At 75.6% G+C, this 22234-nt stretch carries 22 protein-coding genes; 13 read left to right on the plus strand and 9 right to left on the minus strand.

Annotation, left to right across the window (positions count from 1 at the left end):
* The first annotated feature begins 66 nt into the window (after positions 1-66).
* From IF06_RS0121790 to IF06_RS0121810, 5 genes are read left to right on the plus strand one after another with little or no spacing between them, the layout of a single operon-like run.
* Positions 67-1770, plus strand: coding sequence for a sugar ABC transporter permease (locus tag IF06_RS0121790; RefSeq protein ID WP_030273212.1), 1704 nt, complete (start codon positions 67-69; stop codon positions 1768-1770).
* A 47-nt stretch (positions 1771-1817) separates the two neighbouring features.
* Entirely contained in the window at positions 1818-2369 is a 552-nt protein-coding gene (locus IF06_RS0121795) for a hypothetical protein (protein ID WP_013286471.1), read from the plus strand.
* An 11-nt stretch (positions 2370-2380) separates the two neighbouring features.
* A complete protein-coding gene (locus IF06_RS0121800) occupies positions 2381-2923 on the plus strand; it encodes a hypothetical protein (RefSeq protein ID WP_030273215.1) in 543 nt (180 codons plus the stop codon).
* Between the two features lie 8 nt (positions 2924-2931).
* On the plus strand, positions 2932-4359 hold the full coding sequence (locus IF06_RS0121805) for a hypothetical protein (protein WP_030273217.1): 1428 nt from the start codon (positions 2932-2934) through the stop codon (positions 4357-4359).
* 48 nt (positions 4360-4407) lie between these two features.
* A complete protein-coding gene (locus IF06_RS0121810; RefSeq protein WP_013286474.1) occupies positions 4408-7149 on the plus strand; it encodes an AAA family ATPase in 2742 nt (913 codons plus the stop codon).
* A 3-nt stretch (positions 7150-7152) separates the two neighbouring features.
* Here the strand turns inward: IF06_RS0121810 and IF06_RS0121815 are convergent, their stop codons facing one another.
* Complete coding sequence (locus tag IF06_RS0121815; protein ID WP_013286475.1) at positions 7153-7731, minus strand: TetR/AcrR family transcriptional regulator; 579 nt, start codon at positions 7729-7731, stop codon at positions 7153-7155.
* 70 nt (positions 7732-7801) lie between these two features.
* Between IF06_RS0121815 and IF06_RS0121820 the strand changes: the two genes are divergently transcribed.
* A complete protein-coding gene (locus IF06_RS0121820; RefSeq protein ID WP_013286476.1) occupies positions 7802-8347 on the plus strand; it encodes a hypothetical protein in 546 nt (181 codons plus the stop codon).
* A 29-nt stretch (positions 8348-8376) separates the two neighbouring features.
* Here the strand turns inward: IF06_RS0121820 and IF06_RS0121825 are convergent, their stop codons facing one another.
* The 4 genes from IF06_RS0121825 to IF06_RS0121840 all read right to left on the minus strand — a co-directional run bounded on the left by IF06_RS0121825 (position 8377) and on the right by IF06_RS0121840 (position 11659).
* On the minus strand, positions 8377-9603 hold the full coding sequence (locus tag IF06_RS0121825; protein ID WP_013286477.1) for a low temperature requirement protein A: 1227 nt from the start codon (positions 9601-9603) through the stop codon (positions 8377-8379).
* 169 nt (positions 9604-9772) lie between these two features.
* Positions 9773-10729, minus strand: coding sequence for an SIR2 family NAD-dependent protein deacylase (locus tag IF06_RS0121830; protein WP_030273219.1), 957 nt, complete (start codon positions 10727-10729; stop codon positions 9773-9775).
* Positions 10726-11013 (minus strand): DUF1905 domain-containing protein, encoded by a 288-nt coding sequence (locus IF06_RS0121835; RefSeq protein WP_013476678.1) that lies wholly within the window; start codon positions 11011-11013, stop codon positions 10726-10728. The genes IF06_RS0121830 and IF06_RS0121835 overlap by 4 nt, the downstream gene beginning before the upstream one ends.
* 4 nt (positions 11014-11017) lie before the next feature.
* Positions 11018-11659 carry a DUF998 domain-containing protein gene (locus tag IF06_RS0121840; RefSeq protein ID WP_030273222.1) on the minus strand — a complete coding sequence of 214 codons (642 nt, stop codon included), beginning with the start codon at positions 11657-11659 and terminating at the stop codon, positions 11018-11020.
* A gap of 132 nt (positions 11660-11791) precedes the next feature.
* Here IF06_RS0121840 and IF06_RS0121845 point away from each other — a divergent pair, with 132 nt between their 5' ends.
* Positions 11792-13075 carry a sensor histidine kinase gene (locus IF06_RS0121845; RefSeq protein ID WP_013286481.1) on the plus strand — a complete coding sequence of 428 codons (1284 nt, stop codon included), beginning with the start codon at positions 11792-11794 and terminating at the stop codon, positions 13073-13075.
* Positions 13063-13722: a response regulator transcription factor gene (locus IF06_RS0121850; protein WP_013286482.1), complete on the plus strand. Its 660-nt coding sequence runs from the start codon at positions 13063-13065 to the stop codon at positions 13720-13722. Before IF06_RS0121845 ends, IF06_RS0121850 begins: the two co-directional genes overlap by 13 nt.
* 7 nt (positions 13723-13729) lie before the next feature.
* Here IF06_RS0121850 and IF06_RS0121855 read toward each other — a convergent pair whose 3' ends face one another.
* Positions 13730-14152 carry an acyl-CoA thioesterase gene (locus IF06_RS0121855; protein WP_013286483.1) on the minus strand — a complete coding sequence of 141 codons (423 nt, stop codon included), beginning with the start codon at positions 14150-14152 and terminating at the stop codon, positions 13730-13732.
* A gap of 72 nt (positions 14153-14224) precedes the next feature.
* On the opposite strand from IF06_RS0121855, the gene IF06_RS0121860 reads away from it, so the two are divergent.
* Positions 14225-14968: a hypothetical protein gene (locus tag IF06_RS0121860; RefSeq protein WP_030273223.1), complete on the plus strand. Its 744-nt coding sequence runs from the start codon at positions 14225-14227 to the stop codon at positions 14966-14968.
* A 13-nt stretch (positions 14969-14981) separates the two neighbouring features.
* Here IF06_RS0121860 and IF06_RS0121865 read toward each other — a convergent pair whose 3' ends face one another.
* Positions 14982-15287, minus strand: coding sequence for a DUF1330 domain-containing protein (locus IF06_RS0121865; protein WP_013286485.1), 306 nt, complete (start codon positions 15285-15287; stop codon positions 14982-14984).
* A gap of 165 nt (positions 15288-15452) precedes the next feature.
* Between IF06_RS0121865 and IF06_RS0121870 the strand changes: the two genes are divergently transcribed.
* The gene (locus IF06_RS0121870) at positions 15453-16415 is read left to right on the plus strand and encodes a hypothetical protein (protein ID WP_013286486.1); all 963 of its coding nucleotides are present in this window, start codon (positions 15453-15455) and stop codon (positions 16413-16415) included.
* Between the two features lie 40 nt (positions 16416-16455).
* On the plus strand, positions 16456-16788 hold the full coding sequence (locus IF06_RS0121875) for a putative quinol monooxygenase (RefSeq protein WP_013286487.1): 333 nt from the start codon (positions 16456-16458) through the stop codon (positions 16786-16788).
* A gap of 50 nt (positions 16789-16838) precedes the next feature.
* On the opposite strand, the gene IF06_RS0121880 is transcribed toward IF06_RS0121875, so the two are convergent.
* Positions 16839-17684: a S1 family peptidase gene (locus IF06_RS0121880; RefSeq protein WP_013286488.1), complete on the minus strand. Its 846-nt coding sequence runs from the start codon at positions 17682-17684 to the stop codon at positions 16839-16841.
* 382 nt (positions 17685-18066) lie between these two features.
* Between IF06_RS0121880 and IF06_RS0121885 the strand changes: the two genes are divergently transcribed.
* Both IF06_RS0121885 and IF06_RS0121890 read left to right on the plus strand, forming a co-directional pair.
* Positions 18067-19512: an endo-1,4-beta-xylanase gene (locus IF06_RS0121885; RefSeq protein WP_013286489.1), complete on the plus strand. Its 1446-nt coding sequence runs from the start codon at positions 18067-18069 to the stop codon at positions 19510-19512.
* Between the two features lie 115 nt (positions 19513-19627).
* Positions 19628-20560: a hypothetical protein gene (locus IF06_RS0121890; RefSeq protein ID WP_030273224.1), complete on the plus strand. Its 933-nt coding sequence runs from the start codon at positions 19628-19630 to the stop codon at positions 20558-20560.
* A gap of 44 nt (positions 20561-20604) precedes the next feature.
* Here the strand turns inward: IF06_RS0121890 and IF06_RS0121895 are convergent, their stop codons facing one another.
* The gene (locus IF06_RS0121895; RefSeq protein ID WP_030273226.1) at positions 20605-22179 is read right to left on the minus strand and encodes a Na+/H+ antiporter; all 1575 of its coding nucleotides are present in this window, start codon (positions 22177-22179) and stop codon (positions 20605-20607) included.
* Between the last annotated feature and the right edge of the window lie 55 nt (positions 22180-22234).

Raw genomic sequence — 22234 nt, forward strand, 5'->3', positions numbered from 1 at the left:
CGGGTGGACGACATCGGTTATCGTCGCGACGGCCATGATCGTCGATCTTCGAGGGTGGATGTCCAGATGAGTCAGCCGGCAGCGCCGCAGGCGACAGCACCAGTGCCCCCGCCCACGCCGCCGTACCGGCCGTCGCGAGTCCTGATCGGGCTGGCGCTGACCGTTCCGGCGGTGATCGCCTGGGTCTGGTCGTACGTCCTGCCCACGCTGTCCACTGCGGCCCGCAGCTTCCAGGCGGACGGGCCGCGCCGCTCGGGCGAGTCGGTCGGCACGGCGAACTACGAGGCCGCCTTCACCGACGGGGTGGTCGGGCAGATCGGCTTCGCGTTGCTGCTCGGCCTGGTCCCGCTTGCGGTGGCGCTGATCGCCGCGCCGCTGCTCGCGGTCCTCGCCGACCGGGCCGGCCGGGCCGCCCGCCTGGTGACACGGGGCGTGCTGGCGCTGCCGCTCGCCGCGTACGCGCCGGTCGCCGTCCTCCTCGGCCTGCGCGCCGAGGGCATCGAGGACGGCACCCTCGCCCGGGACCTGCAGTCCCCCCGGCTGTTCCTCACCTCGGCGCTGGCGCAGGTGACGTTCGGGCTGGTCGTCGCGGTGGCCGCGACGCTGTACCTGAGCGCGCTGCGCCGCCGCGGGCCCGACGACCGGCCCGCGCCCGCCGTGCTCGCCGTCGGCGGGCTGCTCACCCTGGGCGTTCTCGCCACCGCCCTGCAGACGTACGCCGCCCCGGCGCTGCTGACCGCCGGCGGGCCGCGCGGGGACTCGGCCACCCCGGTGTTCGCCACCGTGCAGGGTGCCTTCCGGACGATGCGCTTCGGTCTCGGATCCGCCACGTCGACGCTGCTGCTGGTGCTGCTCGGGCTGCTCGGGCTGGCCGCGGCAGGGCTCGTCCTGGCCACCCGGCTGCGGATCGAGTTCGACGGCTGGCGGGACCGGCCGGCCGTCGGGGCGGCGGAGTCCTCCCCCGGCCGCCGGCCGCTGTTCGCCGCGCTGGTCGCGGTCGCGCTCCTGGTCGTCGTCGGCGTGACCGTCTGGGCGTCGCTGCCGTGGCTGCGGAACTCCTCCTCCGGCACCGGGCGTCTACCGGCCGCGGTCGAGACCTCGACGGTGCTCGTCAACACCTGGCTGCCGCCGCTGCTGTCCACGCTCGTCGCGGTGGGCGTCGCGGCGCTCGCCGGGTTCGGCATCGGCGCGCTGCGCCCGCTGGGGCGCTTCAGCGAGCTGCTGCTGGTGCCGTTCGCGCCGTGGCTGTTCGTCGGCGTCGGCCCGCTGGCGATCGCCGGCTACGAGCGCACCCAGGAGTCCGGGCAGCTGGGCTCGTTCCTCGGCCTGGTCCCGCCGGTCTGGCTGTCGGTGCCCGCGCTGTTCGCGTTCACGCTGCTCTTCCGGGGCCAGCACGCCCGGTGGCGCTCCGGCGGCGGCGTCGGCCGGACGCTGCTCCTGCCGGCGCTGCCGATGCTGGCCGTGACCGCGCTGCCGACCTGGCTGGCGCACGCCCAGGCGCCACTGTGGGCGATGCTCGTGAGCCGGGGTCCGGACAGCATGACCGCGCCGGTGCTGGTGCAGATGCTCGCCGACCGCCGTTTCGGCGCCGACGGCGGGCCTCCGCTGGGCCTGGTCATGCCGCTTCCCCTGCTGGTGCTGTTCGTGCTGCTGTTCGCCGCGCTCATGGTCGGCTACCTGGAGCGGCTCGCGATCCGCGTCGGGCGGCCGACCGACGTGCAGCCGACGCCCGCCGGAGCGGATCCGTCCGTCCGCAAGGTCACCGCGTAGGGAAACCCCCGATTACGGCCGGTGACGACGCGCCTAGCGTCGGAGCCATGGCATCTGACGCGCTCACACCGGCCCGGACCGCCCGTACCCACCGCGCCCGCCTGGCGCTGCCCCTGCTGCTGCTCGCCCTGCTCGCGCCGGCCGGGTGCGACTCCGGCGACGGGATCGTCGACGGCGGGTCGGCCGACACGGCGGCGGGCGAGGACGGCGGCGGCGTGGACGCGGGCGCGGTCGACGGCGTCCGGCCGCCGTGCCCGTTCACCGCCGCCCAGGTCTCCGAGCTGGTCGACCGGAAGCTGCGCGACGAGGGCAACTGCTCGTTCGGCGACGGCATCGCCCAGCTGGCGGTCACCACCGCCTCCGCCACCGCCGGCAAGGCCACCTACGACTACCAGCACGACCAGGCCGGCCAGCAGTACGAGAAGGTCGTCGACCTGGACCGGGGCGAGCGGGGCTACCTCGCGGTCAAGGACGTCCGCGGCGAGGCGGTGCTGATCGACGGCAAGGGCACGTACACGGTGACCATCAGCAGCTTCGGCGGCGGCACCGCGGGCAACGAACAGATCCTGCGCCGTACGCTCGACGCGATCCCGGCCTGAGCGGGGCAGGCATGCGAGCCCGCCGACTGATCGCGCTCGCGCTGGCCGCGATCCTGTTCACCGCGTCCGCCGGCTGCGGCGGCGACGAGCCGCCGGCCGCCGGTGGCGTCGCACCCGGTGCGGGCACGCCGGTAGCGGATCCGACCGGGGAGGCGCCGACCGAGCCGAGCGCCGAACCGGTGGACGGCGCCGCCCCGGAGCCGTGCGCGCTGGTGTCGAAGGACGACGCGGAACGCCTCGCCGGCACGCCACTGGACGAACCGGTGGTGGCCGGGCAGTCGTGCACCTACACCGGACCGGTGAGCGGGCCGACCGCCCAGGTCGAGGTGTTCGTGGGCGAGGGCGCCAAGAAGTACCTCGACATCGAGCGGCAGCTCGGGCACGAGATCCGTGAGCTGGCCGGGACGGCCGACGAGGCGCTGCTCACCGCCGAGGCGTTCTTCCTGCGCAGGGGCGAGCTGTGGGTCGCGGTGCGGCTGGTGCGGCTCAACGACCCGCAGGAGAACCGGGCGCCGCTGGAACGGCTCGCCCGTACCGTCGCCGGCCGGATGTGAGGCGGCCCGTGCGCGGCCGGCGGCTGCTCGCGGCCGGCCTGGTGGTGCTGCTCGCGCTGACCGGCTGCGGCGCGTTCGGGCCGGAGCCGGGCCCGGCCGGCGCGGGCGACGGCGAGCAGCCCCGGTACGGGCAGGCCCCGGCGCCGGGGAAGGACGTCACGCTGCAACCGGACGTGGTGCTGGTCGGCGGCGGCAGCCGCACCGTGCGGTCGGTGAGCCCGGACGGCCTGACCTGGCGGCTCGACCCGGGCGCCCGCGACGCCGACCGGCTCGCGCCCGGCCGGGTCATGTTCCTCACCGGACGCGGCGTGGGTCGGGTGCTCGACCTGACCGAGGACGGCGGCGACCTGGTCGTCACGATCGGCCCGGTCACGCTCACCGAGGTGATCCGGGACGGCACGTTCGGCGGGGACGGCGTCATCCTCGACCGCCCTACCGTCTACGTGGCGGGTGAACCGTCGTGGACCCGGGAGGCCGCGGCGGCCGGCGGCACGCTGGGCCGGTCGCGTCCGCTCGCCGTCGCGCCCGCGCAGCCCCCACCCGCGCCGGGCGGGCAGGCGGGCGCCACCGCCCACGGCTACCGGGTGCAGACGTTCTGCTGCGCCGGTGGCGTCGGCACACACTTCACGTACGACGACGGCGGGCTCCGGCTGGCCGGCACCGTGACGCTCACCGTCGGCCGCCCGGCCGCGTCGTTCCACCTGGCCGTCGGCGCCGGCCGGGTGAACCGGGCCGAGCTGGAGATCGGCGGCGGCTTCGGCATCAAGGTGGACTTCACGGCCGGCATCGACGGCGGCCAGAACCACCGCCGCACGTTCCCGGTCCCGGTGGACATCGCGTTCCCGATCGGGCTGGTCGCCGGCCTGCCGCTGTCGTTCACGGTGAGCCAGACGCTGGAGGTGGCCACCGCGTTCGGCGCGCGCCGGGGCACGTTCCGCGGCGCCGGCGAGTACGCGCTGGCCGGCAAGCTCGGGTTCGGCTACGCCGACGGCCGGGTGGGCTCGCGCGTGACCGAGGGCTTCGCGCGCCGGGCCAGCCTGCTCGACTCGCTCACCGGCGTGCCGGTCGGCGTGATGGGCCTGGTCGTCCGGCACGGCGTGCGGTTCACCATGGGGATCAGCGCGTTCCTGTTCACCGCCGGGATCTGGTTCGAGCTGATCACCTCGTACGGCGCCACCATCGGTTCCGCGCTCGGCGCGCCGTACGCGCTGTGCCGGGGCGTCGGGCTCGGCGTGCGGGCGCGGTTCGGGATCGGCTACCGGATCCTGGAACCCGTCGTCCAGGTGATCAACAAGTTCCTCAGCCTGCTCAGCCCGTCCCGGGCGCCCCGGATCCCGCCGATCGTGGCGTCGGGCGGGCCGAGCTGGAGCGCCGACGTCTACCGCAACCAGGAGGTGATCCCGCCCGTCTCGATATGCGGACAGCTTCCGGGCTAGGCCGCGCCGACGCTGGGTTAGCGGGCGTCGCTGTGCCACCATCCCGCCATGGACGCCGCACTGGTCGGCCGCGACGCGGTCGTCGAGCGGGTGTGGCGTGCCCTGACCTCCGGTACGCCGGTGCTGCTCGACGGCCCGAGCGGCATCGGCAAGACCGCCCTGTGGCGGGCAGTGGTCGCCCACGCCGGGCGGACCGGCTGGCGGGTACTGTCCGCCGCGCCCACCGAGGCCGAGACCGCGCTGCCGTACGCGGCACTCGCCGACGTGCTCCGCCCGCTCGCGGACGCGCTGCCGGGGCTGCCCGCGCCGCAACGGGTCGCCGCCGACATGGTGCTGCTGACCGGCGAGTACGACGGCGCGGTGGACGAGCGGGCGGTGGGCGCGGCCACCCGTACGCTGCTCGACGCGGCGGTCACCGACGCGCCCCGGGTGCTGCTCGCCGTCGACGATCCGCAGTGGCTGGACCCGCCGAGCGCCCGGGCGCTGCGGTTCGCGCTGCGCCGGCTGACCCGGTGGCCCGCCGTCCTGGCCACCCACCGCGCCGGGGACAGCCCGCCGGTGCCGGTGCCGCTCGGGCTGGACGACGACCCGACCGGACGGCATCCGCTGCTGCGTGCCGACGTACCCCCGCTCTCCCCGCCCGACCTGCACCGCGTCCTCGCCGCCCGGCTCGGCGGCACGCTCAGCCGTCCGCTCACCGACCGGCTGGCCCGCGACGCCGACGGCAACCCGTTGCTGGCGATCGAACTCGCGCGGGCGGTGCTGCGGCTGCCCCGCCCGCCCGCGCACGACGAGGATCTACCCGTACCGTCGTCGCTGCGCCTGCTGCTCGCCGGGACGCTGCGGGCGCTGCCCGGTCCGAGCCGCGACGCGGTGCGGCTGGCCGCGCTGCTGACCGTGCCGACGCTGCGGGACCTGGCGGCGGCGGGAGTGCCGGCCGGGGCGCTGGACGCGGCCGAGGACGCCGGGCTGGTCGTGGTCACGGCGAGCCGGATCGACTTCGCGCACCCCCGGTACGCGGCGGCGGTGCGCGAGAGCATCCCGCCGGGCGCCCGGCGGCGGCTGCACGCGCTGCTCGCCGCCGCTGTCGCCGACCCGGACGAGCGGGCCCGGCACCTGTCCCGGTGCACCATCGCGCCGGACGCCGCCGTGGCCGCCGACCTGGCCGCCGCGGCGGCCCGGCAGCGGATGCGCGGCGCGTCAGCGCTCGCCGCCGACTGGTACGCCCGGGCGGCCGAGCTGACCCCGCCGTCCGTGACCGCCGACCGGAACCGGCGTCGCCTCGACGCGGTGCAGTGCCGCATCGACAGCGGCGACTACGCGGCGGCCGGGCGGGCCGCCGAGGCGGCGGCCGGCGAGCTGACCGGCACCGAGCGGGGCGAGGCGCTGCTGTTGCGCGCGCTCGTCGCGTGGTGCGCCGACGACCTGGTCACCGCCGTCCGGGTCGCCGAGCAGGCGCTCGCCGCCGCCGGGCCGGACGGCGACCTGGCCGGGCGGATCCACACCCACCTGACCATGTTCCACGACCAGCCGGAGCCGGCCCGCCGGCATGCGCGGGCCGCGATCGCCCGGCTGTCCGACCGCGACGAGCACCGCCCGCTGCTCACCGCCGCGCTGCTGCTGCTGTTCTTCCACGAGGTACGCGCCGGCGGCCCGGCGCCCACCGAGCTGCTGGACCGGGCACTGTCGCTGGAGGGCGGTGAGCCGTCCTTCCTGGCCGGTTCGGTGCCGGCGATCTGGTGGAAGTCGGTCGACGACCACGACCGGGCGCGGGCCCGGCTGCACGTGATGCTGGACCTGGCGGTGGCACGCGGCGACGACCCGCTGCGGCACGAGGTGCTGACCCACCTCGGCGAGACGGAACTGCTGGCGGGGCGCTTCGCCGAGGCCGGTACGCACATCGCCGCCGCCCGCGACCTGGGTGAGCAGCTGGGCACCGGGCTGGTGGGCGAGAGCTGGCTGGCCGGTGTGCTCGACGCGCACCGGGGACGGCTGGCGCAGGCGGGCACCGCCGCCGCCGGGCTGCGCCGCGACGACGACCTCGGCGACGCCTGGAGCCGGCGGCTGCACCACCAGCTCACCGGGCTGGTGGCGCTGGCCTCCGGGGAGTGGGCCACCGCGGCGACGGCGTACGGCGCGCTCGCCGCCGACCTGGACGGGTCGGGCATCGCCGAACCGCTGGGTCAGCGCTTCGAGCCGGACTGGATCGAGGCGTGCGTGGGCGCCGGTGACCTGGACACCGCGCACGCCGCGCTGGACCGGCTGGCGCGGCGCCACAGCCGGCTGCCGCGCCCGTGGACGACGCTCGGGCTGGCCCGCAGCCGGGTGCTGCTGGCCGGGGCGACCGGGGCGGATCCGGGCGCGGCGCTGGACGCGCTGACGCAGGCCAGGGCGGCGGTGCCGGAGGCGGTGCTGCCGCTGGACCGGGCCCGCTGCCTGCTCGCCGCCGGCCGCACGTACCGGCGGGTGCGGCGGCGGCGGGAGGCGCGGGCGGCGCTCGACGCGGCGGTGGCCGAGTTCGACGCGCTCGGCGCGTCCGGGTTCGCCGACCGGGCGCGGGCGGAGCTGGGCCGCATCGGCGCCCGCACCCCGGCCCCGACGACGCTCACCGCGACCGAGGAGCGGGTCGCCCGGCTCGCCGCCCGAGGCCAGACCAACCGGCTCATCGCCGACGCGCTCTACATCAGCCCGAAGACTGTGGAGGCCAACCTGGCCCGGGTCTACCGCAAGCTGGGCATCGCCAGCCGCGCCGAGCTGGGCGCGGCGATGGGACGTCCGCCGGGCGACTGACCGTCAGGGCGCGGCGAGCGCGTCCAGGTGCGCGCCGAGCAGTTCCCGGGCGCGCCGGGGCGGCATCCGCTCGGGGTGCAGCAGCGCGTGCAGCGCGAGCCCGTCGAGCAGGGCGTGCAGCCCGGCGACCGCCTCGGGGTCGGCGGCCGGTTCCCCGGTGAGCAGGACGACCGCGAACTCGACGGCGCGGCGGATGCCCTCGTCGGCCTCGGTCATCCGGGCGCGCGCGGCCGGGTCGGTCCGGGTACGCGCGGCGAGCAGCAGCCACACCTCGGCCTCGCGGACGCGCTGACGGTCCAGCGGCAGAAGTTGTTCCAGGATCCGCTGGGCGACCTCGCGCGGGCTGCCGGTGCGGTCCCCGGTGGTGATCCGCTCGGCCGCCTCGGCCTGCACGTGCTCCATGGCGAACACCAGCAGCTCGGTCTGGGTGGCGAAGTAGTGCCGCAGCGCGCTCGGTGACCAGCCCGCCTCGGCCGCGATGCTGCGGACGGTGGCGGCGCCGACGCCGTCGCGGTAGACGACCCGCCACATCGCCCGTGCCAGTTCGGCACGGCGCGCGTCGTGGTCGACGATCTTGGGCACGGGCCCCTCCGGAACCTGGTCGACGAGCACTGTTACGGTTATCGCACAGCGTACTAAAAAAGGAGGGCACATGCTCGTGGCAGTGATCGTCGGATGCGAGGTGGCGTTCTGGGTGGTGCTGCTCGCCGGCCTGATCGCCCGGTACCCGCTGCGACGGCCCCGCCTCGGCGCCGCCCTGCTGATCGCCGTGCCGGTGGTCGACCTCGTACTGCTGGCCGCCACGATGATCGACCTGCGCCGGGGCGCGACCGCCACGTTCGCCCACGGCCTCGCCGCCGCGTACCTCGGGTTCTCGGTGGCGTTCGGGCACAGCATGGTGCGCTGGGCCGACCAGCGGTTCGCACACCGGTTCGCCGGCGGCCCTCCCCCGAGCCGGCCACCCCGGTACGGGATGGCGCGGGCCCGGCACGAGTGGCGGGAGTGGGGCAAGGGCATGATCGGCTGGGCGGTCGCCTGCGCCGTGCTGCTGGCCGGCATCGCCGTGGTGGGCGACAGCGAGCGCACCGCCGAGCTGTGGGCGTGGACCGGCCGGCTCAGCGTGGTGATGGCGGGCTGGCTGGTGTTCTGGCCGGTCGCGTACACCGTCTTCCCGAAGCGGGCGCCGCGCGACGCGTGAGGATCACCGACCGCGCCGGCGATCCGGCCTCAGAGCGGTCGATGCGCGTCGGTGACCCCCGGCCGTCCGGCGGCGGCCGGCTCACCGAGCCGATCGACGGCGATCGCGGCCAGCAAGAGCCCGGCCAGCGCCGCCAGCGCCAGCGGTGGCGGCAGCACCGTCCCGAGCGCGGCCAGCGGCAGTGCCGCCCCGGCGACGGCGAGCCGGGCCGGTCCGACCGGCTGCCCGGTCAGCCGGCGGAACAGCAGCCGCCCGGCCAGGTAGACGGCCGCGCCGCCGAACAGCGCCACCGCGGCGGAGCGGTCCAGCCGGGGCCCGGCCTCCGGGTCCGCGACGTGCTCCAGCACCTGTTCGATACCCAGCGCCAGGTAGATGACGCCGGCGACCAGCAGCAGATGGGTCTGGCTGTAGGCGTCCGCGGCGATCCGGTCCCGCTGCGCCGGCGACGCGGCGGCGAGCGCCCGGGCCGCCGCCGGGGACGTGCGGTGGAAGTACAGCCACCAGAGGCAGGCGGTCACCACGAAACCGACGAGCGCCACGGCGAGGACCGGCGGCTCGGTCACCGCCGAGGCCGCGCCCACCCCCGCGGCCACCACCGACTCCCCCAGCGAGATGATCAGTACCAGGCCGTACCGCTCGGCGAAGTGCGTCGGGCTGCGCAGCGGCCAGGCTCCCCGGCGGGCGTACGACAGCCGTTGACCGGCCACCTCGACGGCGAAGCCCAGCACCCACAGCACCGCGTGTGCGGCCCCGTCCAGCAGCGCGCCGAGCAGCAACGGCACCCAGCCCACGGCGCTGACGAGCGCGAAGAACCGGATCCGGGCGCGCAGCTCCGGGTCGTCCGCGGCGGTCCAGTGGAACAGCGTCAGGTGCACCACGCGCAGCACCACGTACGCCAGCACGACGATCAGCGGCCCGTCCAGCCCCGGACCCGGCGTCCACGCTTCCGGCATGGCGAGCGCGGCCAGGAACAACGCGGCCATCGCGATCAGGAACCCGCCGCGCACCACCCCGACGTCGGCGGGCGTGTGGTTGCCCAACCAGGCGTACGACAGCCACGCCACCCAGAGCAGCACGAGCAGGAGCATGCCCTGGGCCATCGTGGTCAGGGTCGGGTGCGGCTCGATCAGCGCCATGATCCGGGTGAGCGCGAAGACGAAGACCAGGTCGAAGAAGATCTCGAAGGGGGTGACCCGGCGCTGGTCCGGCCCCGGCCGGGGCGGGCGCAGCCGCCCTCGCACCCGTTCGCGTGCCACGTCCGCCGCCCTCCGCCGGTCCACCTCCTGCGCCGACGGTAGGCGGCCCCGGACGGGCGGTCGGGTGTTTCCCGCGATCACGCCCGGCGCGGTCTGCCGGACCGGTGCCCGCTGAGCGGCACGACGAGGCGGCGCGGCCGGGCTGTCAGGCAGGGCGGCGGCGGGCGGCTCAGCCGGCGTCGGCGTCCGGCCAGGCGGCGTCGGCGTCCGGCCAGGCGGCGTCGGCGTCCGGCCAGGCGGCGCGGACAAGCGCGGGCAGCACCTCGCCGGCCGGGCCGCGCAGGTTCACCGCGCAGATCGCGTCCAGCGGCGTCGGCACCGGGTTCACCTGCACCACGGGCGCGCCGAGACGGGCCGCCACGAGCGGGATCTCGGCGGCCGGGTGCACGAGCGCCGAGGTGCCCACGGTCAGCAGCAGGTCGCAGCCGGACGCCGCCTCGACCGCCGCGTCGAGCGCGGCCGACGGCAGCGCCTCGCCGAACCACACCACCCCGGGCCGCACGGGCGCGCCGCATCCGGCGCACGCGGGCGGGGTCAGCGGCCCGGCGTGCGGTTCCGGCGCATGCGACACGGGCCCGCCGGGCGGTTCCGGCCCGCCGGGCGGTTCCGGCCCGCCGGGCGGTTCCGGCCCGTCGTGCGGTTCCGCCTCGTCGTGCGCCTCCGGACTGCCGAACGACACCGGCGCGTCGGAGGGCGGCGGCAGGTCGGACGGCAGCGGCGCGGGCCGGGCGCAGGCCGAACAGCGGGGCGCGAACAGGCTGCCGTGCAGGCGTACCGGGGCCGGCACACCGCCGCGCTCGTGCAGGTCGTCGACGTTCTGCGTGATCACCACGGTCTCCGGGCACCGGGCCCGGATCGCGGCCACCGCCCGGTGCCCCGGGTTCGGCCGGGCCCGGCGCACCCCGTGCCGGCGTGCCTCGTACCAGCCCCAGACCAGCGCCGGGTCGGCCCGGAACGCGGCAGGGGTCGCCAGCTCCTGCGGGTCGTACCGCTGCCAGAGCCCGGTCTGGGCGTCCCGGAACGTCGGCACGCCGCTCTCGGCCGACATGCCGGCCCCGGTGAACACCACCGGCCGCCGGGCGGCGGCGAGCAGCCGGCCCGCCTCGGCCAGCTCCGGCCCGGTCACACGTCCACCGTCAGCCGCACGTCGACCCGGTCGCCCAGCTCGATGCCCTCGGCCCGGCGCGCCGCGACCCGCAGCGGCACCACGTACCGGCCGTCCTTGGGCCACAGCGACGTCCGCCAGCCGGTGTCACCGATGCGGACCGTCACCGGGATCATGCCCCAGCCGTAGGTGACCGACGCCGAGGCGGCCTCGATGGCCGCGCTCTGCTCGTCGGGCACTGTGACGAAGTGGTACGGCGCCGGGCCGCGCCAGAACCACACCTCGCCGCTGAACGCCAGCTCCATCCGGTCAGGATAGGGGCCGGGACCGACGCGACCGCAGCAGCCGCAGCCCGGTCACCGTCACCCAGGCGAACAGCGGGAACACGGCGACGCGTTCCATGCCGCCCACGCCGATGCCGGCGTCCACCCGGGACAGGAACAGCACGGTGCCGGCCAGGCCGAGCAGGCCCAGGAACGCGCTGACGGTCCGCAGCTCGCGCAGCAGCGGCGACCGGCCGAGCGCGGCGGCGAGCAGCGCCGCGTTGCCGAGCGCGAAGACCAGCAGCGCGCCGAGCACGTGCAGGTTCTCGTCCACGTCGGCCGGGTGGAGGCCGGCCAGCACGTACCCGGATCCGGCGGCCACTGCCGACGCGACGGTGACGGTCGCGGCGCGGCCCGGGCGCAGCGCCCGGTGTGCGAGCAGCGCGCCGAGCGCGAGCAGCAGCCCGGCGCCGACGAACACGGCGTTCATGGCCGGGTGCCACGGCGAGCAGACCGGACGCGGGCGGCTGCTGTCCCACACGCCGCAGGTCACGTTGCCGAGGTCGCTGATGTTGTGCTCGGCCCAGCTGAACCGGGGCTGCTCCCAGGCCAGGCCGACGACCACGTTGGCGACGAGGAACGACACGGCGGCGAGCAGCCAGCAGGCGCCCGCGAGGCGGTTTCTCATCCGCTGAGTGCACCGTCTCCGGGCATCCGGCACACGGGGCGTGGCGGGCCGGTTCGAGGTAGGGCCAGGCCTACCCGGAGAGCGGGGTCCAGCCGGCTGGGAAGCACGGCGTGGCCTGGCTAGCGTCACCGCATGACCGTTGATCACGGGCTGGCCGGCGCGTTGCGCCGCCGCCGCTACCTGCTGTCCGCGTGGCCGTGGCGGGCACTGGCGTACGCCGTCACGACGCTGCCCCTGGCCGGCGCGGCGGCGCTCGGCGCGGCGGTGGTCGCCGCGCCACTGCTGCTGGTGGCCGGCGCGCTGCGGCGGGGCCGCCCGGTCGACGCCCCGGCGCTGGCGGTGCTGGCCGTGCTGGCGCTCGCGGTGGTGGCGCTCGCCCCGCTGGCCGGCGCGCCGGTGGCTGCCGTCGAGCGGTGGCGCCTCGGCCTGGTCGACGACCGCCCGGTGACAGCACCGCGGTGGCGTGGGCTCGCCGCCCGCCTCACCACCGCCGCCGGGTGGCGGGAGGCCGCGTACCTGGCCGTGCTGGGTGTGGCGGTGCCGCCGGCGTACGGAACGGTCGGTCTGCTCGCGCTGCTGGACGCGGTGCTGATCGCCGGTCCGTGGCTGGCCGGCGGCGAGGACCGGATCGTGCTGGTCTGGGCCACAGTCGACTCCCCGGCCGAGGCGGTGCCGTACGCGCTCGCCGGTCTGCTGGCGGTTCCGGCGCTGGTCTACCTGGCCGGCCTGCTCGTAGCGGTCCAGGCGACGGTGGCCCGCCTGCTGCTCGACGACGCGCCCGCCGGTACGGCGCTGCGCGAGGTGACCCGGTCCCGGGCCCGCCTGGTGAGCGCCTACGAGGCCGAGCGCCGCCGCATCGAGCGGGACGTGCACGACGGCGTGCAGCCGCGCCTGACCAGCCTCACCCTCCAGCTCGGGCTGGCCCGCCTCGACGTGCCGGACGACTCCCCGGCGGCGGGGCCGCTCGCGGCGGCGCACGAGCAGGCCAAGGAGCTGATGGTGACGTTGCGCGGGATCGTCCACGGCATCCGTCCGGCGCAGCTCAGCGAACTCGGCCTGGCCGCCGCCGTCGGTGACCTGGCCGCCCGGTCGGTCGTCCCGGTCGCCGTGCACGCCGACCTGACCCGCCCGGTGCCGGAGCTGGTGGAGACCACCGCCTGGTACGTGGTCTCGGAGACGCTCGGCAACGTGGCCCGGCACGCCGGGGCCACCCGGGCGCAGGTGCGGCTGATCCGCGACGAACGGCTGCTGGTGGTGGAGGTGTGCGACGACGGCCGGGGCGGCGCCGACCCGGCGCGCGGCACCGGCCTGACCGGGCTCGCGGACCGGGTGGCCGCGGTGGACGGGCGGCTGCTGCTGTCCAGCCCGCCCGGTGGGCCTACCCTCGTGCGGGTGGAGCTGCCGTGCCGTCCGTGATCCGGGTCGTCCTGGCCGAGGACGAGGTCCTGCTGCGGGAGGGCCTGGTGGGCCTGCTGACCCGGTTCGGCTTCGCGGTGGACGCCGCCGTGGGTTCCGCCCCGGAGCTGCTCGACGCGGTCCGCACGCACCGGCCCGATCTGCTGGTGACCGACATCCGGATGCCGCCGCAGCACCGCGACGACGGCCTGCGCGCGGCGGTCACGCTACGCGCCGAGCGCCCGGACCTGGCCGTGGTGGTGCTCAGCCAGCACGTGCAGAGCGGGTACGCCGCCGCGCTGCTCGACAGCGGCGACGGCAACCGGGTCGGCTACCTGCTCAAGGACCGGGTGGCAGACGTCGCCGAGTTCGCCGCGACGCTGCGCCGGGTGGCGGCCGGCGGCACCGCCGTCGACCCGGACGTGGTGCGGCACCTGCTGCGCCGCCCCCGCGACCCGCTCGGCCCGCTGTCCCCCCGGGAGCGGGAGGTGCTGGGGCTGGTCGCCGAGGGCCACTCCAACGCCGCGATCGCGGCCCGCCTGCACGTCACCGAGGCGGCGGTGGGCAAGCACGTGGGCAACATCCTGGCCAAGCTCGGCCTGCCGCCGGACGAGGACACCAACCGGCGGGTGCTCGCAGTGCTGGCCTGGCTGCGCGCGGCGCGCTGACCGGGCGTTACAGGCTCATCGGTCCGGGGTCGGTGGCCAGCGCCCGGAACCGCTCGCGCGGGTCGGACACGAGCCGCCGTGCGGTGAGGTCGAGCAGCCCGCCGACGCCGGACACCGAGGCGACGGGGGTGCCGTCGGCCCGGGTGAACTCCTGGCCGATCCGGAACGTCTTGCCCTCGCCCCAGTGGAACTCGCAGGTCACGTCGACCTCGTCGCCGCCGCGCAGCTCCCGCAGGTAGCGCACCGTCACCTCCAGCGCGACCGGCCCGACGCCGCCGGCGAGCAGCCGGTCCTGGCCGATGCCGGATGCGCGCAGGCACTCCCAGCGGGCGTGCTCGGCGTACTGGAGGTAGACCGCCTGGTTGAGGTGCCCCTGCGTGTCGAGTTCGTAGCCGCGCACGGTGACGCGTACCCGGAACGGATCTGCCATGCCGGCAGCCTAACCAGGGGCGCAGCGGTAATCCGCGTGCGGTCCGGGCCGCGCGGCCCTAGCCTGCCCGGCGTGACCCTGGAGATCGTGACACTGGCGCAGCGGCCCGACCTGGCGCCGCTGCTGGACAACGACTTCGACGGCGCCTGGCCGCCGTTCATGCTCTGGGATCCGATGGGGGCGCTCTACTACGGCGTCGCGCACGAGCTGCACCCCGAGTTCGTCTTCGCCGCCGTCGACCCGGCCGAGCCGGGCCGGGCCGTGGCCCGCGGGTACGCGGTGCCGCTGCGCTGGACCGAGGACGAGCTGCCCGACGGCGGCTGGGACCGGGTGATCCAGCGGGCCACGCTCGGCCGGCTCACCGGGTCGACGCCGAACCTGGTGTCCGCGCTGGAGATCTGCGTGCGACCGGACCGGCGCGGCGGCGGGGTGTCCGGGCTGATGCTCGCGGCCATGCGCGCGGCGGTGGCCCGCGCCGGCTTCGACACGCTGGTGGCGCCGGTGCGCCCGAGCGGCAAGGCCGCCGTCCCGGACGTGCCGATGACCGAGTACGTGGCCCGGCACCGCCCGGACGGGCTGCCGGCCGACCCGTGGCTGCGGGTGCACGTCCGCGCGGGCGGGGTGATCGAGCGGATCGCGCCCCGCTCGATGACGGTGACCGGCACGCTCGCCGACTGGCGGCGCTGGACCGGGCTGCCGTTCGACACCTCCGGCCCGGTACGCGTGCCCGGAGCGCTGACGCCGGTGCTCGTCGACGCCGACCACGACCACGCCGCGTACGTCGAGCCGAACGTGTGGGTGCGGCACCGGCTCTGAGCGGGCCCGCGGGTCAGGCCGGCCAGGCGTGCCCGATCCCGTCGAGCAGCAGCACGACGCCCTCGGTGGCCGCCTCCCGGTCCCGGGAGATCTCCCGGTACTCCGGCGAGGTGGACCAGCGCTCGAAGTCCTCGCGGCTGTCGAAGGACAGGAGCACCGCCTTCTGGTGCGGCCATTCCCCCTCCACCACGCGGGGGGCGGTGTCGGCGGCGAGCAGCTTCCCGCCGTATCGGGCCAGCACCGGCGGGAAGGCCGCGGCATACCTGTCGTAGCGCGCCCGGTCGTGGATGGTGAGCTGTGCGAGGGCGTAGACGGTCACCGGCTCAGGCTACCGACCGCCCGACGGCTGCGGCCTCGTCCGTCGGGCCGGATCCCGCACCTCGCGAGCCGGGTCGACTGTCCGGTGTGCTCTAGCCATTATGGCCCTGACCTGCGAATACTGATAGCAGGTCCGCGCGGCGTGGGGGGAAAGAGGTGGGGCACGATGATCGAGCAGGAGACCCAGCCGGAGGCCATACCCGAGCCCCGGAACGCGCCGGAGGGCGGGCCGTCCCGGCCCGCCGCGTCGGTTCCCGGTGCGGTGTGGCAGGTCCGCGTACGGACCAAGCTCGACGACCTGTACCAGCAGCTCGCGGTGCTGTCCCCGCGCGACCCCGAGCGGGCCGAGGCGCTGCGCGCGCAGCTGTCCCGGGTGGAGGTGGTGCTCGGACGCAGCGGCGTGGTCGAGTGGTTGCGCGGCGGCAACCTGGAGTACGCGTGGCAGACGATCCACTCGGTGGAGCGGGCCATGGTGGCGCTGCGCTCCGCGGACGAGCTGACCGGGCTGCTGCCCGCGTACCGCAGCGCGGCGGCGCAGGTGCTGCCCGCCGACGACAAGGTGCTCACCGACCTCGACCCGTCGGCCGGCGCCCCGTCCGAGGCGCTGCTGCGCGCCCGGGTGCAGGCGCTGCTGCTGCGCTACCACTCGGCGTCCGACGAGTTCCACGAGTCGGCGCGCCGGCTGCGCAACCGGATGCTGGGCCTGTCGGTGTTCGCGCTGCTGGCGGAGGTCCTGGTGGTGCTGGTGCAGTGGCTCAGCCACGACGTCCGGCTGCTGGAGGCGCCGACCGACGCCGGTGGCGTACCGGCCTGGCGGCTGTTGTTCTTCGTGCTGATCGCCGGGGCCCTCGGGGCGTTCCTCAGCGCGCTGCCGTCGATGATCACCTCCCGGTCCGGCGGGCTGCCCTACAAGCTGCCGTTCCAGCAGGGGCTGCTCAAGCTCGCCGTCGGCCCGCTGGTCGCGGTGGTCGGCATCATGCTGGTCATCGGCGGCCTGGTGGAGACCAGCGTGAGCAGCACCGCCGCGCTGCTGGGCCTGGCGATCGTGTTCGGTGCCGGGCAGCAGGCGGTCACCGCGTTCGCCGACCGGCGGGCGGCCGAGCTGCTCGGCCCGGCGGCCAAGAGCTGATGCCGCGCGGGTGGCCGCCGGCCCTGGGTAGCCTGATCCCATGATCTTCATTACCGCCAAGTTCCGGGTCCGCCCGGAGGACGCCGACCGCTGGCCGCAGATCGCCGCCGACTTCACCGCCGCGACCCGGGCCGAGCCCGGCTGCCTGTGGTTCGACTGGTCCCGCAGCCTGGACGACCCGACCGAGTACGTGCTGGTCGAGGCGTTCCGGGACGACGAGGCGGGCGCCGCGCACGTGCAGTCGGAGCACTTCCGGACCGCCCAGCGCACGTTGCCGCCGCACCTGGCCGAGACGCCCCGGATCGTCAACATGACGGTGCCGCAGCAGGACTGGTCGCGCCTGGGCGAGATGGCGGTGCCGGGCGACGCCTGACCGGGTGACCGGTCCGGCGCGGGCGGCGGTCGTGCCGCCCGCGCGGCCGGTCAGGGGATGGTCAGGCCGTACGCGGCGAGGATCTCCAGGATCGGCTGGTAGTAGCTGGTGCCGCCGCTCGCGCAGTTGCCGCTGCCGCCGGACAGGACGCCGATGACGGTGCCGGTCGCCGCCACGTAGAGCGGGCCGCCGCTGTCGCCCGGTTCGGCGCAGATGTTCGTGCGGATGAGCCCGGTGACGCTGCCCTCGGCGTAGTTGACAGTCGCGTTCAGCCCGGTGACGGTGCCGCACCGCACGCCCGTGGTGGCCCCGCTGCGGCAGACCGCCTGCCCGACGTACGCGCTGCCCGCGGCGGTGACGGTGACCTGCCCCGGGTAGGTGTGGATCGCGCTCGGGTGGGCGACGGTGCCGGTGTAGCGGACCACGCCGTAGTCGTTGCCGGGGAAGCTGCTGCCGGTCCGGCTGCCCAGCACCGTGGTGCGGGCGCTGTCGGCGTACCAGGTGGCGGCGAGGCGGGTGCAGTGCCCGGCGGTCACGAAGTACCAGGTGGCGCCGCTGCGCACGTTCGCGCCCAGTGAGCAGCGCCCGCCGCCGCCGTGGATCGCCTGACCGCCGGCGATGAGCGTGCGCAGCCGCCCGGGTTCGTGGCGCAGCACCGCGCCGGCCCGGTCGGCGGTCCGGCGCAACGCGGCCAGCTCGCGCCCGCGTACCGTGTCGTCGGCGGTGACTGTCAGCCGGCCGGTGGCCGGGTCGTGCCCCCAGGCGGTGCCGGGCGTGCGGATCGCGGCGAGCGCGGCGGGCTCGGGCGGCGGTGCGGCGGCGCCGGCCCGGGCGACCGCCGGGGTGCCGGCGAGCAGGGCGGCGAGGACGAGTACGACGAGCGCGGGTCGGCGCATCCTCCAGGACCTCCTCCATCGTCTACGGTCGATTCGTCAAGCATCGGCCCGGCGACGCGATCGACTCAACCGGCAGAACCGGCGCTCCCCGAAACTTCCGGAGCCGCGCCGGGCGGTACGCGCATGCCCGCCTACCGCCCCCGCCCGGGATTCCGCCCGTTCGTCCGGTGCCGCGTGCCCCGATGTCGACGTATCGAGGTGATTAAGTTTTCGGAACGCTTCCGGTAGGCTCCGGGCAGAGATTCGCTTCGATCCACTCACGATGTGCCGGGGATTCACTCCCCCACCTGGCGCGGCCACCGGGCGGCCGCGCGGAGCCGACATCGTGGCGGGCGGTGGCCGAGGCGAGCCGATCCCATTGACAGGCTAGAGAGGCGTTCAGATGGACAAGGTGCTCGCCCGCGGCAGCGGGAGCGCGGCAGCCCGGTCACGCCCGCGGACCGCTGTGGTCGCGATGGTGGCGGGGGCCGCGGTGGTCGCCGCCACGATAGCGGCGGCGACCAGCGCCAGCGCCGGTACGACGCTCGGCGCGTCGGCGGCGGAGCAGGGCCGGTACTTCGGCACGGCGGTGGCGGTGAACAAGTTGTCCGACAGCACGTATGTCGGCATCCTGAACCGCGAGTTCAACATGGTCACCGCCGAGAACGAGATGAAGTGGGACGCCACCGAGCCGTCCCAGAACCAGTTCAACTTCAGCAGCGGCGACCGGCTCGTCGCGCACGCCCAGGCCAACGGCATGCGGGTACGCGGACACGCGCTGGCCTGGCACTCGCAGCAGCCCGGCTGGGCGCAGAACATGTCCGGCAGCGCGCTGCGCCAGGCGATGCTCAACCACGTCACCCAGGTCGCCACCCACTACCGGGGCAAGATCCACTCCTGGGACGTGGTGAACGAGGCGTTCGACGACGGCAACAGCGGCGCCCGCCGCAACTCCAACCTGGAGCGCACCGGAAGCGACTGGATCGAGGCCGCGTTCCGTGCCGCCCGCGCCGCCGATCCGGGCGCCAAGCTCTGCTACAACGACTACAACACCGACAACTGGTCGTGGGCCAAGACCCAGGCGGTCTACAACATGGTGCGGGACTTCAAGTCCCGGGGCGTGCCGATCGACTGCGTCGGTCTCCAGTCGCACTTCAACAGCGGGTCGCCGTACCCGAGCAACTACCGCACCACGCTGCAGAACTTCGCCGCGCTCGGCGTCGACGTGCAGATCACCGAGCTGGACATCGAGGGCTCGGGCAGCAGCCAGGCCACCACGTACGGCAACGTGACCCGGGACTGCCTGGCCGTGCCGCGCTGCAACGGCATCACGGTCTGGGGCATCCGGGACACCGACTCCTGGCGGGCCAGCGGCACCCCGCTGCTGTTCGACGGCAGCGGCAACAAGAAGCAGGCGTACACCGCCGTGCTGAACGCGCTCAACGAGGGCGGCACCCCGCCGCCCACCACCGCGCCGCCGACCAGCACGCCGCCCACCTCGGCGCCGCCCACCAGCACGCCGCCGACCAGCGCGCCGCCCACGACTCCCCCGCCGACCGGCGCCTGCACCGCCACGTTCACCGTCAACCAGTGGCCGGGCGGCTTCGTCACCAACGTCCGCATCACCGCGGGCTCCTCCGGACTCAACGGCTGGGCCGTGTCGCTGACAGTGCCCTCGGGCTCGGCGATCACGAACACCTGGAGCGCCCAGGCCAGCGGCACCAGCGGTGCGGTGACCTTCCGCAACGTGGACTACAACCGCCAGGTCGGTGCCGGTGGCACCACCGAGTTCGGCTTCCAGGGCACGGGTACCGCGCCCTCCGGCACGCCGGCCTGCGCGGCCGGCTGACAGTCGACGTGACCCGGCACGGGGCCACCGTGCCGGGTCGCGTCCCGGGCGGGCAGCGGCCCGCGACCGTACAGTGGGGTAGGTCCTGTTCCACCGTTTCGCCGGAAGGACCACAGTGAACCGACGCATCAGGACCGCCCTCGGCGTCGCCCTGACCGCCGCCCTCGTCACCACCGCCGCCCCGGCCCCCGCCACCGCCCACGACCGCCGCCCGAGCGTCATCGCGCTGCCCGACGGCTTCCAGCCGGAGGGCGTCGCCGCCGCCGGCCGGTACGCCTGGTTCGGGTCGCGGGCCACCGGCGAGATCTACCGCGCCGACCTCATCACCGGAGCGGGCCGGCAGGTCAGCCCCGCCACCGGCACCCCCTCGCTCGGCCTGAAGGTCGACCCGCGGGGCCGGCTCTTCGTCGCCGGCGGCACCGCCGGTGACGCCCGGGTGATCGACACGCGCACCGGCGCCGTGCTCGCGAGCTACCGGTTCGCCGACGCGCCGACGTTCGTCAACGACGTGGCGCTCACCCGCGACGCAGCCTGGTTCACCGACTCGAACCGGCCGGTGCTGTACCGCCTGCCGCTGGGGGGCGGTGGCACGCTGCCGCCCGCCGGCGGCTTCACCACGCTGCCGCTGACCGGCGACTTCCAGCAGACCGGCACCGGCATCAACCTCAACGGCATCGCGCCCACGCCGGACGGGCGGGCGCTGATCGTCGTGCAGTCGAACACCGGCACGCTGTTCCGGGTGGACCCGGCCACCGGCGTCACCACCACCGTCGACGTGCCGGGGAGCACGTTCGTCAACGGCGACGGCCTGCTGCTGCTCGGCCGCACGCTGTACGTGGTGCAGAACCGGCTCAACCAGGTCGCCGTGGTCGAGCTGAACCGCGCCGGCACCACCGGTGTGCTGCGCCGGGTGCTCACCGATCCGGACTTCGACGTGCCGACCACCGTCGCCAGCGCCCTCGGGCGGCTCTACCTGCCCAACGCCCGGTTCTCCACCCCGCCGACGCCGGCCACCCCGTACACGGCTGTCGCCGTCGACGCACGCTGAGCGGGCCGCCGCCCGCGCCGGACGTCCGGCGCGGGCGGCGTCGCTCACTCCTCCATCTCCGGGCCGAGCAGCCGGATCTCCTCGATGTCGATGGCCGCCTGGAGCTGCCGCAGCACCGCGTCGTCGATCTGCCTGGTGTTGCGCAGCCGGGTGATCTCCTGCCGCTTGTGGTCGAGCACCCGAAGCCGCAGCCGGCGGGCCATCTCCCGCTCCGCCTCCGCGTCCTCGCCACCCGGGTCGCGGGCGTCGGCCAGGTGGTCCTCGTAGTCGGCGCGCAGCCGGTCCACGGTGTCCTGGGTGGCGCCCACGTCGCTGGCGGCCCGGGGCAGCGCCTCCAGTGCCGCCTCGGTGGCCCGGATCCGGGCCCAGCGCACCTCCTCGTCGCGTTCCCGGTCGCCGGTCAGGCCGGCCCAGCTCACGACCGCGGGCAACGTGGTGCCCTGCACCAGCATGATCAGCACGATCACCACGACGGTGACGAAGATGATCAGGTCACGTTCGCGTACCGGGCTCCCGTCGTGCATGGTGACCGGCACGGCGAGCGCCGCGGCGAGCGAGACGGCGCCCCGGAAGCCGGCCCAGCCCACGGCGGTACGCATCCGGCCGTCGAAGTGCCGCGCCCGGCTCGACTCCCGCCGGTCCACCCGCTGCAGCGCCGACACCGACAGGTGCACCCAGAGCAGGCGGATCGCCACCACGACCGCTGCGACGAGCACCGCGATGCCGAGCGACGCGGTCGGCGAGTGGCTGGTGATGCTGCGCAGCGAGCGCGGCACCTGCGTGCCGAGCAGCACGAACAGCCCACCGTTGATCATGAAGGTGGAGAGGTCCCAGAACGCGAACGCGGTGACCCGGGAACGGGCCCGGATGACCCGGGGCGCGGCGTACGACAGCAGCAGCCCGGACACGACCACCGCGAGCACCCCGCTGGCGTGCACCGCGTCGGCGAGCAGGAACGCGACGAACGGGGTGAGGATGCTCAGCCCGCCCTCGCGCATCGGGTCGTCCACGTGCTTGCGGATCAGCACCACGACCGCGCCGACGAGCAGGCCCGCGGCCACCCCGCCGGCCGACTTGCCGACGAACTCGCCGCTGAGCGTCAGCGCACCGGGCACCGTACCGCCCGCGACCACGCCCGCCGCCACCGCGAACAGCACGAGCGCCGTACCGTCGTTGACCAGGCTCTCCGCGCGCAGCGTGGTGAGGATGCCGCGCGGCATCCGTTTGGCCAGGCCGGCCACGGCGGCGGCGTCGGTCGGCGCCAGGACGGCCCCGAGCACCCACGCGGCGGCCGGCTGCACGCCGAGGGCCTGCGCGGTGTACGCGACGGCGACCATCGTGACGATCACCAGCACGACGGCGAGCCCGACGATCACCGTGAGGTTGGCCCGGATCTCGCGGAGGCTGATGACCAGACTCTCCCGGTAGAGGATCGCCGGAAGGAACAGCACCAGCACGACCTCGGGTTCGAGGATCAGGTTCTCGAACGGCGGCAGCAGGCCGATCAGCGCGCCCATCGCGATCAGCAGGACCGGCGGCGCGACGCTGTAGCGACCGCCGATGGTGGTGCCGACGAGCACGGTGGCACCCAGCACCGTGATCAGCACGAGTGCTTCCACGCCGTACCCCCGTCACCGTCCGCCGGGGATCACGGTGCCCTACGGCGGCGGCCCG

Source organism: Micromonospora globosa (assembly GCF_000717585.1).
Lineage (GTDB): Bacteria > Actinomycetota > Actinomycetes > Mycobacteriales > Micromonosporaceae > Micromonospora > Micromonospora aurantiaca.